Origin of the sequence: Nocardioides alkalitolerans (assembly GCA_038184435.1) — a bacterium.
Lineage (GTDB): Bacteria > Actinomycetota > Actinomycetes > Propionibacteriales > Nocardioidaceae > Nocardioides > Nocardioides alkalitolerans_A.
Genome location: CP116227.1, coordinates 1,042,561 through 1,058,500, shown reverse-complemented (window position 1 = coordinate 1,058,500; position 15,940 = coordinate 1,042,561). Strand labels below are relative to the sequence as shown.

General features: G+C 72.4%; 15 protein-coding genes. 11 read left to right on the top strand and 4 right to left on the bottom strand.

Annotated elements, in window-relative coordinates; all coding sequences use genetic code 11:
* Positions 1 to 486: 486 nt before the first annotated feature.
* The 7 genes from PIR53_05175 to PIR53_05145 all read left to right on the top strand — a co-directional run bounded on the left by PIR53_05175 (position 487) and on the right by PIR53_05145 (position 7,029).
* A complete protein-coding gene (locus PIR53_05175; protein ID WZH53390.1) occupies positions 487 to 2,085 on the top strand; it encodes a GMC family oxidoreductase N-terminal domain-containing protein in 1,599 nt (532 codons plus the stop codon).
* 3 nt (positions 2,086 to 2,088) lie between these two features.
* The gene (locus PIR53_05170; protein ID WZH53389.1) at positions 2,089 to 3,669 is read left to right on the top strand and encodes an aldehyde dehydrogenase family protein; all 1,581 of its coding nucleotides are present in this window, start codon (positions 2,089 to 2,091) and stop codon (positions 3,667 to 3,669) included.
* Positions 3,670 to 3,725: 56 nt separating this feature from the next.
* Positions 3,726 to 4,667: an NADP-dependent oxidoreductase gene (locus tag PIR53_05165; protein ID WZH53388.1), complete on the top strand. Its 942-nt coding sequence runs from the start codon at positions 3,726 to 3,728 to the stop codon at positions 4,665 to 4,667.
* A 46-nt stretch (positions 4,668 to 4,713) separates the two neighbouring features.
* A complete protein-coding gene (locus PIR53_05160) occupies positions 4,714 to 5,094 on the top strand; it encodes a hypothetical protein (GenBank protein ID WZH53387.1) in 381 nt (126 codons plus the stop codon).
* A gap of 32 nt (positions 5,095 to 5,126) precedes the next feature.
* Entirely contained in the window at positions 5,127 to 6,137 is a 1,011-nt protein-coding gene (locus PIR53_05155) for a 5'-3' exonuclease H3TH domain-containing protein (GenBank protein ID WZH53386.1), read from the top strand.
* 70 nt (positions 6,138 to 6,207) lie between these two features.
* Positions 6,208 to 6,474 (top strand): DUF1778 domain-containing protein, encoded by a 267-nt coding sequence (locus PIR53_05150; GenBank protein WZH53385.1) that lies wholly within the window; start codon positions 6,208 to 6,210, stop codon positions 6,472 to 6,474.
* Positions 6,475 to 7,029: a hypothetical protein gene (locus tag PIR53_05145; GenBank protein ID WZH53384.1), complete on the top strand. Its 555-nt coding sequence runs from the start codon at positions 6,475 to 6,477 to the stop codon at positions 7,027 to 7,029.
* Between the two features lie 26 nt (positions 7,030 to 7,055).
* Here the strand turns inward: PIR53_05145 and PIR53_05140 are convergent, their stop codons facing one another.
* Both PIR53_05140 and PIR53_05135 read right to left on the bottom strand, forming a co-directional pair.
* Positions 7,056 to 8,762, bottom strand: coding sequence for a DUF2075 domain-containing protein (locus PIR53_05140; GenBank protein ID WZH53383.1), 1,707 nt, complete (start codon positions 8,760 to 8,762; stop codon positions 7,056 to 7,058).
* The gene (locus PIR53_05135; GenBank protein ID WZH53382.1) at positions 8,743 to 9,069 is read right to left on the bottom strand and encodes a nucleotide pyrophosphohydrolase; all 327 of its coding nucleotides are present in this window, start codon (positions 9,067 to 9,069) and stop codon (positions 8,743 to 8,745) included. The genes PIR53_05140 and PIR53_05135 overlap by 20 nt, the downstream gene beginning before the upstream one ends.
* Positions 9,070 to 9,202: 133 nt before the next feature.
* On the opposite strand from PIR53_05135, the gene PIR53_05130 reads away from it, so the two are divergent.
* A complete protein-coding gene (locus PIR53_05130) occupies positions 9,203 to 10,198 on the top strand; it encodes a DUF2510 domain-containing protein (protein WZH53381.1) in 996 nt (331 codons plus the stop codon).
* 3 nt (positions 10,199 to 10,201) lie between these two features.
* Here PIR53_05130 and PIR53_05125 read toward each other — a convergent pair whose 3' ends face one another.
* Positions 10,202 to 10,573, bottom strand: a complete 372-nt coding sequence (locus PIR53_05125; GenBank protein ID WZH53380.1) for a DUF427 domain-containing protein — start codon at positions 10,571 to 10,573, stop codon at positions 10,202 to 10,204.
* Positions 10,574 to 10,660: 87 nt separating this feature from the next.
* Positions 10,661 to 10,816 (bottom strand): hypothetical protein, encoded by a 156-nt coding sequence (locus tag PIR53_05120; protein WZH53379.1) that lies wholly within the window; start codon positions 10,814 to 10,816, stop codon positions 10,661 to 10,663.
* Positions 10,817 to 10,995: 179 nt separating this feature from the next.
* Between PIR53_05120 and PIR53_05115 the strand changes: the two genes are divergently transcribed.
* The 3 genes from PIR53_05115 (at position 10,996) to PIR53_05105 (ending at position 15,794) form a co-directional block, all read left to right on the top strand.
* Positions 10,996 to 12,900: a GAF domain-containing protein gene (locus PIR53_05115; GenBank protein ID WZH53378.1), complete on the top strand. Its 1,905-nt coding sequence runs from the start codon at positions 10,996 to 10,998 to the stop codon at positions 12,898 to 12,900.
* A gap of 162 nt (positions 12,901 to 13,062) precedes the next feature.
* Complete coding sequence (locus PIR53_05110) at positions 13,063 to 14,448, top strand: FAD-linked oxidase C-terminal domain-containing protein (GenBank protein ID WZH53377.1); 1,386 nt, start codon at positions 13,063 to 13,065, stop codon at positions 14,446 to 14,448.
* On the top strand, positions 14,445 to 15,794 hold the full coding sequence (locus PIR53_05105) for a mannitol dehydrogenase family protein (protein WZH53376.1): 1,350 nt from the start codon (positions 14,445 to 14,447) through the stop codon (positions 15,792 to 15,794). Before PIR53_05110 ends, PIR53_05105 begins: the two co-directional genes overlap by 4 nt.
* Positions 15,795 to 15,940: the final 146 nt, after the last annotated feature.

Here is a 15,940-nt window from a genome sequence, read left to right as displayed (position 1 = left end):
CGGTGCCACCGAAGTCGACACCGAGACACTGGACGCGCATCGAGCCGTCGCAATAGACGCGGGCGAGCAATGGCCCAGCGGTCGCCGTTCCGGCTTCACGCACCTCGCAGCGGGCGCAGCCGACGCTCATTCTGCCGCGTGAGGATCAGGTCACCCTCGGATGCCTAGGTGCCGGCCAGCTAGGTCCACCTCGATCTCAGCCACGGGACCGGCGACGATGCGGTAGGCGCAAACTAGCCTGTGAAAGTACCTCACCGTCTCGCTCGCCTCCCCGCCTAGACTCAAGATCTGCCCCCTCCCCACGTTGGAGGTCGACGCCAGGTGGGCGGCGCCCATTTACTCGTCGGTCGTGCCCTCGTGGACGCGGTCGCGGCATAGCGGGCGAGAATGCACGTGGGCAGACCGTGTCCCACGTCACAGCGGCACCTAAAGTGCTCCCGGGCGCCCCCGCACACGCGGCGACCGCCCGCGACCCAAGGAGGACGCGTGCCGGACCGGGAAGTCTTCACCCACGTGCTGGTCGGAGCCGGCAGTGCCGGCGCCGCCCTCGCCGCCCGCCTCACGGAGGACCCGAAGGTCTCGGTCCTCCTCCTCGAAGCGGGCGGGCCGGCCGACGCCGACGAGATCAACATCCCGGCGGCGTTCCCCAACCTCTTCAAGACGCGGTGGGACTGGAACTACCAGACCAGCGAGCAGAAGCAGCTCGAGGGTCGCCGGGCGTACTGGCCCCGCATGAAGGCCCTCGGCGGCTGCTCGTCGATGAACGCGATGATCTACATCCGCGGCAACCGCGCGGACTTCGACACGTGGCGCGACGCCTACGGCGCGACCGGGTGGGGCTACGACGACGTGCTCCCCTACTTCGTCCGCTCCGAGGGCAACACCCGGCTCGGCGGGCCGCACCACGGCCAGGACGGCCCGCTCCACGTCGAGGACCGGCGCTACACCCACCCGCTGACCACCGCCTGGGTCGAGTCGGCGGTCGCCGCCGGCTTCAAGCCCACCGACGACTTCAACGGCGCCGAGCAGGAGGGCGCGGGGCTCTACCAGGTCACCTGCCGCAAGGGGCGGCGCTGGTCGACCGCGAAGGCCTACCTCGAGCCCGCCGCCGGCCGACCCAACCTCACGATCCGCACCGGCGCCCTCGTCGAGCGCGTCGTCGTCGAGGGCGGACGCGCCGTGGGCGTGGCGTACCAGCACGGCGCGGGCAGCCGCACGGCGTACGTCGACGGGGAGGTCGTGCTCGCCGGCGGTGCGATCAACTCGCCCCAGCTCCTCCTGCTCTCGGGCATCGGGCCGGGCACCCACCTCCGCGAGGTCGGAGTGGACGTCGTCGTCGACCTGCCCGGCGTCGGGCAGAACCTGCACGACCACCCGGCCGTACCTCTCGTCTTCCACACCCGCGACACCACCGACCTGCTCGACCACAACAACCTCGTGCAGTTCGCGCGCGCCAAGGCCACCGGCACCGGGCCGCTCACCTCCAACGTCGGCGAGGGCGGCGGCTTCTGGCGCACCCGCGACAGCCTCGCCGCGCCCGACCTGCAGGTTCACGTCGCGCCGACGGGCTTCTACGACAACGGCTTCCACGAGGCCACCGCCCGCAGCGTCACCGTCGCGCCGACCCTGGTCTCCGTCGAGAGCCGGGGTGCGCTCCGACTCCGCTCCACGGACCCGCGCTGGCACCCCGAGATCGACCCGGGGTACTTCGACGACCAGGCCGACATCGACGCGATGACCGCCGGCGTACGCCGCATGCTCGACACCGTCGCCACCGGACCCCTCGCCGAGCACGTCGCCGGGCCCGGTCTGCCCACGATGGAGTCGTGGGGCGCCGACCCGACCGATGCGCAGATCGTGGAGCACCTGCGCGCCTACACCCAGACGCTCTACCACCCCGTGGGCACCTGCGCGATGGGCGGCGACGAGCGCGCCGTCGTCGACCCGCAGCTGCGCGTGCGCGGCGTGGACGGGCTGCGCGTCGCCGACGCCAGCGTCATGCCGATGGTGACCCGCGGCAACACCAACGCCGCCTCGATCATGATCGGCGAGCGAGCCGCCGACCTCCTGCGCGGAAAGGCCTGAGCCATGACCACCACGACCACTCCCCCGAGCGCCGCCGAGCCCACGGGGCCCGGCGCCCAGCGCCGTACCTTCGAGTCCATCAGCCCGGCCACCGGCGACGTCGTCGGCGTCCACCCGATCCACGACGAGGACGACGTGCGCGCCGCGGTCGCGCGGGCGCGCGCGTCCGCCGGCTGGTGGGCCGGTCTCGGCTTCGACGGTCGCCGCGAGGTGCTCACGCAGTGGCGCGCCGTGCTCACCCGCCGGCTCGCGCAGCTCTGCGACGTCGTGCACCAGGAGACCGGCAAGCCGCACGGCGACGCACAGCTCGAGTGCACGCTCACCATCGACCACCTCGCCTGGGCCGGGTCGCACGCCGAGAAGGTCCTCGGCCGCAAGCGGGTCTCCCCCGGCCTGCTCCTGGCCAACCAGGCCGCGTCGGTCGAGTACCTGCCCCTGGGCGTCGTCGGCGTCATCGGCCCGTGGAACTACCCCGTCTTCACGCCCATGGGCTCGATCGCGTACGCACTGGCCGCGGGCAACACGGTGGTGTTCAAGCCCAGCGAGCTGACCCCCGGGGTCGCGCAGTGGCTGGCCGACAGCCTCCGCGAGGTCGTGCCCGACCACGACCTGCTGCAGGTCGTCACCGGGTTCGGGGAGACCGGGGCCGCGCTGTGCCGGGCCGGCGTCGACAAGGTCGCGTTCACCGGCTCGACCGCCACCGGGAAGCGCGTGATGGCGGCCTGCGCCGAGACGCTCACCCCCGTCATCGTCGAGGCCGGCGGCAAGGACGCGCTACTCGTCGACGAGGACGCCGACCTCGAGGCTGCCGCCGATGCCGCCGCGTGGGGCGCCTTCGCGAACGCCGGCCAGACCTGTGCGGGCGTCGAGCGGATCTACGTGCACGAGCGGGTGCACGACCGGTTCGTCGCCCTGCTCGCCGAGCGCGCCCGCAGCGTGCACGCCGGGGTCGACGTCGACGCCAAGATCGGACCGATGACGATGCCCGGCCAGCTCGAGATCGTGCGCCGCCACGTCGACGACGCCCTGTCCAGCGGCGGACGCGCCGTGGTCGGCGGCGCCGAGGCGGTCGGCGACCGGTTCGTGCAGCCGACCGTGCTCGTCGACGTGCCCGAGGACAGCGCGGCCGTCACCGAGGAGACCTTCGGCCCGACGGTGACGGTGCGCAAGGTGCGCGACATGGACGAGGCGGTCGAGCTGACCAACGCCGGGAAGTACGGGCTGGGCTCGGCCATCTTCACCGGCAAGGAAGGTGAGGACCTCGCCCGGCGGCTGCGGACCGGCATGACGTCGATCAACTCGGTCATCTCGTTCGCGGGCGTGCCGTCGCTGCCGTTCGGCGGCGTCGGCGACTCCGGCTTCGGCCGCATCCACGGGCCCGACGGACTGCGCGAGTTCACCTACGCCAAGTCGGTGACCCGCACGCGGTTCAAGGCGCCGATCAACCTCACCACCTTCGACCGCACCCCCGAGCAGGAGACGATGGTCGCCACCCTGCTGCTCGCCCTGCACGGGCGGGCCTCGCAGCTGCCGAAGCTGCCGCGGCGACCGCTGGAGACGATCCGCGGGAGGCGTCGGAACTGAGGGGCGCCGCGCCGCGACGTACCGGGTCCGTTGCCTGCGGGCGGTAGACAGGAACGATGCGAGCCATCGGAGTGACCGAGTACGGCGGGCCCGAGGCCCTGCACGAGATCGACCTCCCCGCGGAGCCGCTGGGGCCGGGGCAGGTCCGCGTGCGGGTGCGGGCCGCCGCGGTGAACCCCACGGACACGTACGTCGTCAACGGGGCGCGCAACCGGGCGGGCGTCCCGAACGACACCGCCGACGTGCCGGGGATGGACATCGCCGGGGAGCTGCTCGAGATCGGCCCCGAGGTCGAGACCGACCTGTCCCCCGGCGACGCCGTCATGGGTGTCGTCGTGCCGCGGGACCTGCACGGTGCGTACCGCGAGGATGTCGTGCTGCCGGCTGGTTCCGTCACGCGGGCGCCCGCGGGCACCTCGTACGCCGAGGCCGCGACGCTGCCGATGAACGGCCTCACCGCGCTCCTGGCGCTCGAGGATCTGGCGCTCGCCCCCGGGCAGACGATCGCCGTCACCGGCGCCGCTGGCGCCTTGGGCGGCTACGTCATCCCCCTGGCCAAGCGCGCCGGGCTCATCGTCGTGGCGGACGCCGCCGAGAAGGACGTCGAGCTCGTCCGCTCGTTCGGCGCGGACCACGTGGTGCCGCGCGGTGACGACGTGGCCGGCCGGATCCGCGAAGCGTTCCCCGACGGGGTCGACGGTCTCGTCGACGGCGCCGTCCAGGACGAGAAGGTGCTGCCCGCGGTCAAGGACGGCGGCGGCGTGGCGACCGTGCGCTTCTGGAAGGGCGACGGCAACGACCGGCTGACCTTCCACCCCGTCGTCGTGGCCGAGGTCGCCGAGCGGCACGACTGGCTGGAGCAGCTGCGCGAGCTCGCCGAGGCCGGCGTGCTCGCGCTGCGCGTCGCCGACGTCGTACCGGCGGAACGGGCGAGCGAGGCGCACGAGCGGCTCGCTGCGGGTGGGGTGCGGGGGCGGTTGGTGCTCGACTTCGGGTGACCCGTCGGCCGGACGCCGCCCGCTGGGATGCGTCACGATGCATCCCATGGAGACCCTCCCCCTGGCCGGGCTGTACCTCCTCGCGCTCGGCACCCTCCTGGGTTGGCCCGTCGCGCTGCAGCACGTCGCACCGGGCGCACTGATCCGCGTCGGCGTCCGGCACCCGCGGCGGCTGCTGCAGATGCACCTCGACTACGTGCTGATGGGGATCCTCCTCGTCGCGGTCGGTGTCGCGCTCCCCGGCGCGCCCGCCTGGGTGGTGGTGCCGCTCATCGCGGGCGCGGTCGTGAATCCGCTGTTGTTCCTGCCCCTCGCGTTCCGCGAGGACGCGGGCTCGTCGGTCGCCTACCGCGTCGCCAGCACCGCGTCGTTCCTTGCCATGTCGGTCGGCGCGGTCGGGGCGGCCGTCCACGGGACCATGGGCTGAGGCGTCCGGACCGCGCCTACGATGGGCGGGCGATGACTCCGCCCGACGACGCTCCCCGCAAGCTGCTGCTCGTCGTCGACGCCCCCTCACTGCTGCACCGCAACCACCACGCGCGCGCCCACACCCGCGCCCTCGACCGGGCGGGCCGGCCGGTCTGGGCGCTCCACGGGATGCTCCGCCAGATCATCGAGTCGATCGACCGCTTCGCGCCCGACGCCGTGCTGTTCGGTCTGGACGACCGGACGGGCTCGGTACGGCGCGACCGCTACCCCGACTACAAGGCGGGCCGCGCGGAGAAGCACCCCGAGCTCATCGACCAGCTGGAACGAGCCGGCGCTCTGCTCGACGCTCTCGGCCTCGCGACCCTAACCCCGCCCGGTCTGGAGGCTGACGACGTCAGCGCGTCGGGCGCCGCGTGGGCCCGTCGCCACGGCTGGGACTGCATCATCGTCACGTCCGACCGCGACACGTTCGCGCACATCAGCGACAGCACGAAGGTGCTGCGGCTCATCGACGGCGGCATCCACGGCTCACCGCTGCTCGATCCGCGGCGGCTCCACACCATGTACGGCGTCGCCGCCTCCAACTACCTCGCCTACGCAGCGCTGCGCGGCGACGCGAGCGACAACCTGCCGGGCGTACCCGGCCTCGGCGAGAAGACCGCCGCCGCCCTCCTCGACGCGGCCGGGTCCATGCAGGCCGTGTGGGCGGACCTCGAGCACGACGAGGGGCGCAACGTCGCCGAGGCGCTCGACTCGTGGTCGCTGGACCGGGGCAGGCGGCGGCTGGGCGCGCGGGTGGTGAAGCACCTCGTCGCGCCGGGCGCTCGGGAGCGTTACGACTTCAACGTGGCGATGATGCGCGGCCACGACGACCTCGACCTGGGCCTCACCCCCGACGTACCGGGCACCCCCGGCCTCCTCCCCCTCGACATCGACCGCGTCAGCCGGGTCGTGGGGTTCCTCAACGTGCAGGCGACGACCGACCTCGCCGTACGGGTGCTGACCGGGACGCCGGCGTCGGCGGCTACGCGGTGGTCGTGATCCCTTGGCGATCGGTCAGCACCACTCTACGATTGTCCGTACATGTGCCGTACGCGGACGGAGTGACGTAGTGTCAGCGACCAGGACGAAGCGATTCGAGACCCGTCTCGACGAGGCAACGGACCAGTTGATCACGCGCGCGGCCGAGCTCGCCCAGATGAGCAAGTCCGCCTTCGTCATGGGCGCTGCCCGCGCCGAGGCTGAGAAGATCGTCGCTCGGGCCGAGATCACCCTGCTGGATCCGCAGGTCTTCGACGCGCTCGTCATGTCCCTCGACGTCGCTGACGACGCGCCGGCGTTGCGGGACAAGCTGGCCTCGCTCCCCCGGATCTCGTAGGTGTCGGAGCCCCACCACCGTTTCGAGCCAGCGGGTCCCCACCATGACCTGACCGCGTTCGATTGCGGCGATGAGCGCTACGACCGTTGGCTACGGACCTCAGCCCTGGCTGCAGTCCGAAGCGGCACGGCCGCCGTCACCGTGCTCGTCCGCGATGCGCCGTCCGGGGCGCGGGTGGCCGGCTACTTCGCGCTTGCTCCGACAGGCGTGGTGCGCGGCGCCGTACCGAACAGCGCACGGTCGGGCGGGCTCGATCCGATCCCCGGGTACCTCCTGGCCAAGCTCGCGCTCGATTGCGCCTACCGTGGCGACCGGGTGAACCTGTGGGGCACCCAGCTGTTGTTGGGCGCCTTCCGCCAAGTCCTGGCGGCCAGCGCCACCGGGGGTGGTCGACTGCTCGTGGTCGACGCGGACAACGAGGGTCTCGTGCCGTGGTACCGAGGCCACGGGTTCCTCCCCACCGGCGTGGACCCGCTACGCCTCTACCTGAAGATCGCGACGATCCGTCGGTACGTCGATGATTACGACTCCCGTGGCGAGGAGGCCCCCGGGTGACGTCGCACCGCTCGTAGCTGGAACCGTCACCCCAGGTGCTTCCGGAGGTAGCGCCGCAGGGCGTCGTCGACGACGTACAGGTAGGTGCCCCGAATGCCGCGTGTCAGCAGCACGGCATAGATGTTGAGGACGAAGTCCAGCAGCTCCTGCTCGGTCAGCACCTGCCCGGGATTGTTCTGCACGCCCTTCTTGTCGAAGTAGTGCGACCGGTCGAACCGCAGCGTGCCGCTGGCCTCGTCGTACCGGAGGTCGCGCCCGATAATCACGCCGGCGTAGTTGAGGTCGTAGCCCTGGATCGTGTGGATCGAGCCGACCTCGTTCACGGACCGCGGTGAGTCGACCCAGTCGACGACCCGACTGTTCCACTGGAGCTCGATGTCGTCGAACACGAGGTCGGCCCGGGTCCGGTCCTTCTTGCTGTTCCACGGCCACGCGTAGCCGGCGACGACACGCGCGAGACCCTCCTCGGTGTTCCGTTCGCGAATGGCGGCCAGCATCTCGCTCATCTCGTCGAACATCCGGAGGTCGTAGTTCCCGAAATCGATCCGCTTCTCGGGCGGTCGAGGCCCGAGCACCTGGCGCACGTACTCGACGTAGTCGCCCGAACGGACGCGCAGCTGGGTCGTGAGGACGTGCCGCCGGCCCCGCGACTCCGCCCGCCGCGCCACGGTGTCGAGCGTGGCGACATCCAGGTCGGCGGGCCGGACACGTTGCCGGCGGTCGATCAGCAACAACTGGTGGTGGCTCATGGCGGTGATCCAGTCGAGCTGGGTCTTCGTCTTGTCGTCGACGCCGAACAGCTTCACGTTGATCTCGTGGAACTCACGGTTCTTCTGCGCCGAGGTCTGGTTCGCACGCTGGTTCAACCGATGGCTCTCGTCCACGACCAGGAGGTCCCAGGGACGCTCGCTCTTCCCCACGTCGAACGGGGAGACGACCATGCTCGCGTCCAGGCCCGGGGTCCGCGAGAAGACCGCCTGGATGGACTTCCGGAGCGACTGCTGGGGCACGACCAGACCGATCCGAAGACCGGACAGGATCTCGCGGTTCACCGCGGTGAACATCCCCGTGAGGTAGGACTCCGACTCGATCTGCTCCCCATCCCAGGCACCGATGTCCCTCAGCAGCTTGACCAGGAAGATCGCCACCACCGTCTTGCCCGTGCCCGGCCCGCCCTCGATCACCATGGAGCCACCCGGGCCGCTGCCGAGATCCTCGAGAAGGCTCTCGGTGATCGCGAGCACCGCCTCGCCCTGGTCGTCGGTGAGGGACTTGAACGGCGAGAGCTTGTAGAGATCGGAGTTCTCGATCGCCTCGATCGACGTTCGGAACAAACCGTCCGCGCGCAGTTGCTCGAAGATCTCGCGGAAGCGCTCGCGGTAGGTCTCCCGCTGGTAGTAGTTCCCGGTCCCGCTGCTGGCTTGGATGTTGAGCACCTGCAGGCGACCCTCGCCGGAGAAGAGGCTGATCAGGAAGGCCTCGAGATCGAGGCACGCCGACTTGTTGAACGACGGGTCGACGATGACGCGAGCATCTGCGAGGTGGGTCTTCTTGCCGCCGTCGATGTGCTGTCGGAGCCGAGCGACGGCGTCCAGGGATTCCCCCACGTACACCTCGGCGGTGTCGTTGAGCGTGTAGACGACGGGCCAGTCCCGGTGCCGCGGATCGCGACCGGCCAGCTGGAGGAGCTCGCCCCGGTTGAGAGCGAACCGGTCAATCCGGAAGTCGGTCATACTTCGTGCTCTTTCCACGGCTCGTGTCGACGGGATACTTCGACGCCGTCTCGTCCAGCTTGGACATCACGATCTCGTCCGGGTCGACCCCGAGCTTGTCGGCGAGCAACAAGCAGTACGTCAGCACGTCTGCCAGCTCCGGCACCACCCGGCCGGTGTCGCCGTCGTCCGACCACTGGAAGCATTCGAGCAGCTCCCCCGCCTCGATCGAGATCGACTTGGCGAGGTTGGCCGGGCTGTGGAACTGAGCCCAGTCGCGTTCGGCGATGAAAGTCCGCAGAGCGGCGATGGTCGCTGGCTGGGCCATGACCCGCACCCTAGCCCTGCACATCGGCGGCGCACCGCCAAGACTGGGCACTCGCTCACCGAATCCGCCCACGTACCGACCTCCGATCCGAAACAATCCGGATGACCGAGCACGACGACGGGGGCAGTGACTGATGGAGATGTTCGACCTGTGGGGTCAGGTGGGCGCGTACGTCCCACTGGAACCACCCGCCGACAAGACCGCCGTCCGGGCGCTCGTCGGCTCGACCGGACCTGGCCGCGAGGAGCTGCGGGGCGCCGCCTGCCTCTTCGTCGACGGCCCGAAGCTTCGCGCCGAGGTGGACGGCGTTGCCGTGGGCTGGGTGCCGGCCGAGGTGGCGTCTGCGTACCTGTCGGTGTTCAGCGCATGGACCGCGCAGGGACGCATCCCGCGTGTGACGGCCCGCATCAACATCTACGACAGCTACCAGCCGGAGGACGGGGATCTCGCGCACGACGGCGTGTGGGTCAGCTCGTACATCGCCCTCGCCGAGCCTCACCTGCTGCAGCCCCTCAACGCGCCACCCACCGCGTCGTACGTCGAGCTCCCCGAGGGCCGCAAGCAGAAGGTGACTGTGACGGTCGATCCGGGCAGTGATGACGCACGTCCGTGGATACAGCCGGAGGGCGCAGGGTGGCTCTACTGCAGCCTGCGCGCCCAGCACGAGCAGCTCGCTCGGACCACTCGCGAGGTCGTGCAGGTCGAGGTCGACTCCGTGGTCGTGGGCACGCTGACGCCAGCGATGAGCAAGAACTTCTTGCCACTCGTGAACCTGGTCGCCGCAACGGGCCGGGTGCCCGTCGCTAGAGGCCTCATCAAGGGCAACCACCTTCAGCTCGAGATGACGGTCGCCGCGTTGAAGTCATCGGAGGTGACCCAGGCGTGGCTGCGCGACAACGACCTGACCGGTGACAACGGAGCCGGGCGAATGCCGGCACCCGATGCCACGGAGGACCCGATCGAAGCCGCCTCCGACCCGGCGGGCGACGAGCCCGGATCCGACGGCGCAGCGGCGGAAGCCCGAGAGCCGGGCTTCTACGCCGACCCCCAGGGCATGGCCGACGAGCGGTTCTGGGACGGGTTCGACTGGACCTCGCGCATCCGCATGCGCCCGAAGCCGGCCCGCTGAGGGCTACGCGACGCTGATTTCCACCTCGTTCGGGTAGAACGCGACGTGCCCGGCGATGGGCGCGACCGCGTCGTACGGCGCGTCGTAGGTCCACACCACGTTCTCGGCGCGCGCGTCGCCGTCGACGAGGGAGTAGTAGCCGGCGTCGCCCTTGTAGGGGCAGTACGTCGCGTGGTCGGTCCGCTCGAGCACGGCGGCGTCGACGTCGGCGAGGGGCACGTACTGCACGGGCGGGTACGACGCCTCCTGCAGCGTCAGCGCGCGGTCGGTCTCGGCGATGACGCGGCCGTTGCGGGTGACGACGACGCGGCCGTCCGTCGGCGTGACGGTGATCGAGTGGCTGGCGTCGGGGACGAGGTGCGGTCGGTTAGTCATGGGGCGACAACGAGATGCGCGGTGCCGCCATTCCGCGACGTTTTGGACTATTGGCTCCGTGGTGCCCGAGCAGCACGGAGCAGCCGCTCAACCCTTGTTGATGCAGTGCTTGCAGCGCGGGTAGCCGCCAGTACCGTTCAGGCGGTTGTAAGACGGGATCTGCCGCCCGGTCGGGCAGTCGCTGTGATCGTGGTACACGTCAGGATCGGACTGGTTGCTGGAGTGGTACGGCGAGACCTTCACGGCAATCTCCTGTCTCTGTTCGTCGCCACCGTGACGACGACTCGACGTTAAGTCGGACCACCGACACTTTTGCCTAGCCAAGTTGACCTCAGCCGCCATCGGTTCGCGACCACGGGGCCCGTCGCACGGTTGACGTGCCACGGGCGGCCCGGTCCCCCAGCGGGTGCGACCATGGCCGGATGCACGCCGACGCGGACGCGCCTCCCCCGGGCTGGCTGACCCTCCTCGCCGAGGACGCCACGGCGGCCGACCTCGCCGCCCACCGCGACCGGCTCGTCGCCGCGGGACACGACCGCGACCACGTGCAGGCGGAGGCCGCGAGGGCGACGGCGCTCCGCGACCGGCTCGACGCCGCCCGCCGGCAGACTCGCGAGCTGGCCGTGCTCAACGACCTCGCCCGCCGCCTCGCGTCGCTGCACGACCCGGCCGAGCTGCTGCCCGAGGTCGCGGCCCAGTCGCGACAGCTCCTCGGGGTCGACGTCGCCTACATCATGGTCGCGAAGGACGACGGGCGGCTGCGGATCGAGGCCGCCGAGGGCTCGATGGGCTCCGCGCTGCGCGGCATCGAGATCGCCGAGGGCGAGGGCCTGGGCGGCATCGTCATGCGCACGGGCCAGCCGCTCTGGAGCGAGGACTACCTCCGCGACCCCCGACTCGTCCGGCTGGAGCAGCTGGAGGCCGCGGCCACCAACGAGCAGCTCGGCGGGATCCTCGGCGTACCGCTCCAGGTCGCCGGCGGCACCATCGGCGTGCTGCTCGTCGCCGAGCGTCGACGGCGTCGCTTCGCCGACCGCGAGATCGAGGTGCTCGCCGGACTCGCCGCCCATGCCGCCGTCGCCCTGCGCAACGCCCAGCTCTTCGAGCAGCGCGCCTCGGGGCTCGAGGAGCTGCAACGCACCAACGCCTCCCTCCGCGCGCTCGACGAACGCCGGCGACGCGCCACCGAGCTGCGCGACACCCTCACTGCGACGGTGCTGCGGGGCGGCTCGCTCGCCGAGGTGGTGGCCGTGATCGCCGACGTCGTCGGCCACCCGGTGCTCCACCTCGACGCCGACGGACGCCCGACCACCGACGCCGGCGCGGCCCTCCAGCCGAGCCCACCACCGACCGCCACCGACTTCACCGCGGCCCGCACCCGTCACCTGCCGAGCACGGAGGGCGCCGACCTCCTGGCCACCGCCGTGGCGCTGCGCGACGGGTACGCCGGATGCCTGGTCACCGCGGCACCTGACGACACCGGCCGCACCACGCAGACGAGAGACGAGACCGCCCGCCTCCTCGAGATCGGCGCCGCGTCGGTCGCCCTCGTCATCGCCTCCGAGCGCACCGTCGCCGAGGCCGAGCTCCGCACTCGCGGCGAGCTCGTCCACGCCCTGCTCGCGGCCGACGTCGACCCAGAGAGCGTGCGGCGCCGGGCCCGCGCGACGGGCATCGACCTCGACGCGATCCGCGCCGTCGCCGTCCTCGACCCCGGCGCCGGCGACCACCGCGCGGCCGCGCGCCTCGGCGAGCGCCTGGCCGCCGACCTCGGGGGCTGGTCGGCGGACCACGCGGGACACGTCGTCGTCCTGCTCCCCCGCGTCCCCGCCGCCACCGTCCGCGCCCGCGTGCAGGGCCTCGGCGGCTCGCCGTTGCCGGCCGCCGTCGGCGTCGCCGACTGCGAGGGCGGTACGACGGCGGTCCGCGCCGCCCACGAGGCCGCGCGCCAGACGTCGGCGCTGCTCGTCGCCCTCGGACGCGACGGCGCGGTCGCGGAGCCGACCGAGCTCGGGGTCTACCGGGGCCTCTTCAGCACCGCGGGCCGCGGCGAGATCGCCGCCTTCGTGGCCGCGACCCTCGGCGAGCTGGAGGAGCAGGACCGGGCCAAGGACCGCGACCTCGTGCGCACGCTCGACTCCTACCTGGGCCACGCGCAGCACCACGCCCGCACGTGCGCCGACCTCCACGTGCACGCCAACACGCTCTACAACCGCCTCGAGCGCATCGAGGCGGTGCTCGGCCCGGACTGGCGCGACCCCGGGCGCGTGCTCGAGCTGCAGCTCGCGCTCCAGCTGCGCCGCCTCATGAGGGCGCTGCCCGCGTAAGTCACCGGCACGAGCCGATGGAGGAATGCTCCCGGAACCCACCGAACGGTGGACGTCGTCTCCGACGCCGCCGCGGAGCGCCGGGTGGTGTCCTGGGACGGAGGCGGTGACGTGTGTCACCGTCGCTGCCAGGCACCGCACCCGCCACCTCCGAGGAGCACCATGCCCGCCTCGTCCCCCGCGCTCGCCGAGATCCTCGACGCGCTCGGCCCCGAGCAGGTCCTCGTCGACCCGACGTCGACCGAGGCCCTCAGCCACGACCACGCCGAGTGGGCACCCGTCGGCGTACCGCTCGCGGTCGTGCGGGCGCGCTCGACCGCCGACGTGGCCGCGGTGGTCCGCGCGTGCCACCGGCACGGCGTACCCGTGGTCGCCCGCGGCGCCGGGACCGGGCTCTCCGGCGGCGCCAACGCGACCGACGGCTGCGTCGTCGTCGCCCTCGCCGGCATGGACGCGATCCTCGAGGTCAACCCGCTCGAGCGCCTCGCCGTCGTGCAGCCGGGCGTCGTCAACGACCACCTGCGGGCCCACGTCGCGGAGCAGGGCCTCTGGTACCCGCCCGACCCCGCCAGCTCGCCCTGGTCCACCATCGGCGGCAACGTCGCGACGAACGCGGGGGGCCTCTGCTGCGTGAAGTACGGCGTCACCCGCGACTACGTGCTCGCCCTCGAGATGGTCACCGGCACAGGTGAGGTCGTGCGGCTCGGGCGCCGGACCGCGAAGGGCGTCGCCGGCTACGACCTCGCCGGTCTCGTCGTCGGCTCGGAGGGCACGCTCGGCATCGTCACCGAGGTGACCGTCCGGCTCCGGCCGCTGCCCCCGCCGGCGATCACCGTCGCCGGCCACTTCTCCTCGATCGTCGACGCCGGCGCCGCCGTGCGTGAGGTCGCCGCCGCCGGCATCACCCCGGCCGCCCTCGAGCTCGTCGACCGCACCTGCCTCGAGGCCGTCGACGCGTGGAAGCACATGGGCCTCGCCGTCGACGCCGACGTCGTGCTCCTCGCGCGCGTCGACGAGCCCGGCGAGGTCGGCGCGGCGATCGCCGACCGGGTCGTCGGCTGCTTCACCGCCGGCGGCGCGACCTGGGCCGACCGGTCCACCGACGAGCAGGAGTCGGAGGCGCTGTTCGCCGCGCGCCGCCTCGCCTACCCCGCACTCGAGCGTCTCGGCCCCGTCCTCACCGAGGACGTCTGCGTGCCCAAGGAGCACGTCCCCGAGATGCTGGCGCGCATCGAGAAGCTCGCCGAGCGCCACGACGTCACCATCGCCAACATCGCGCACGCCGGCGACGGCAACCTCCACCCCCTGCTCATCACCCCGCCCGGCGACGAGGCCGCCCGCACGCGCGCGCAGGCCGCCTTCGAGGAGATCCTCGACGCGGCCATCGAGCTCGGCGGCACCGTCACGGGCGAGCACGGCGTCGGCGTGCTCAAGCGAGGCGGGCTCGAGCGCGAGCTCAGCCCCGCCGTGCTCGCGATGCACCACGCCGTCAAGGACGCGCTCGACCCCGCCGGCATCCTCAACCCCGGCAAGGTCGTCGCCTCGTGACGCTGGTCGCCCCCACCTACCGCGACCAGCTCACCCCCGGCATCGTCCACCTCGGCGTCGGCGCGTTCCACCGCAGCCACCAGGCGGTCTACCTCGACGAGCTCTTCCGCCGCGGTCGCGCCCTCGACTGGGGTGTCGTCGGGGTCGGCACCACGGAGCACGACCGGCGCCTCCACGACGCCCTCGTGCGCCAGGACCACCTGTGGACCGTCGAGACCCGCGGCGCCGACGGCACGCCCGCGCACCACGTCGTCGGCAGCCACCTGGAGCACCTGCTCGCGGTCGACGAGCCCGACGCCGTCCTCGCCCGGCTGACGGACCCGCGCACCCGCTGGGCCACCCTCACCATCACCGAGGGCGGCTACCCCGTCGACCCGACCGACCTCACGCTCCGCCCCGACGACGCGCTGGTGACGGACCTCGCGCGGGTACGTCGCGGCGCGGCCCCGCGCACCGCCGTCGGCCTGCTGGTCGCGGGCCTCGAGCAGCGTCGCTTAGCGGGGGCAGCGCCGTACGCCGTCGTGTCCTGCGACAACCTCCAGCACAACGGTGCGATCGCCCGTGCGGCCGTCGTCGGCGCCGCGACCCTGGTGAGTCCCGACCTCGCCGCGTGGATCGAGGAGCGCGTCGCCTTCCCCGCGACCATGGTCGACCGCATCACCCCCGCGACGACGCCGGCGGACGTCGCCCGCGTGCAGGCGGCGACCGGCACGGACGACGCCTGTCCGGTGGTCGCCGAGCCCTCCCGGCAGTGGGTGCTCGAGGACGTGCCGGGCCTGCAGCGCCCGCCCCTCGAGGACGTCGGGGTGCAGGTGGTGGCGGACGTCGCGCCGTACGAGCTGCTCAAGCTCCGCGTGCTCAACGGCGGCCACCAGGCCCTCGCCTGGCCAGGCCTCCTGCTCGGTCACCACCACGTGCACGAGGCGGCCGCCGATCCCGACGTCGTCGCGTTCCTCGAGCGCTACCACGCCGAGGTGCTCCCCACGCTCGACCCGGTGCCGGGCGAGGACCCGGAGGCGTACGCCGCGACCGTCCGCGCGAGGTTCGCGCAGCCCCACCTGCCCGACACGCTGCGGCGGCTCGCGGAGCACGCGACCGACCGCATCCCGGGCTTCGTGCTGCACGCGGCGACGGAGGCGGTGACGGCCGGAGCGCCGGTGCCGGCCACCGCGGCGCTGCTGGCGTGCTGGTGGGCGGTGCTGCGGGACGGGCCGCCGGGCGGTCCGCTGCCCGGGGCTCCCGGCGACCCGACGGCGCTCCCCCTGCCCGCGCCGCTGCGCGCGGCGGTGGAGGCCGCCGCGGCCGTGCTGCGCGACCGCGGCGCCCGCGCCCTGCTGCGTGCCTGACCCGCTCGTCGAGCGGGATGGACGACCTCTCCCTGAACCGCCCTCCCGGTGGAGATCACCTCCATTCCGGGGCCTACCCCGCCGTGGTGCGATGGCTCCGCTGTGACAGCAATCACCCGCCCGGTGGTCCGCCGCGTCACCCGCCC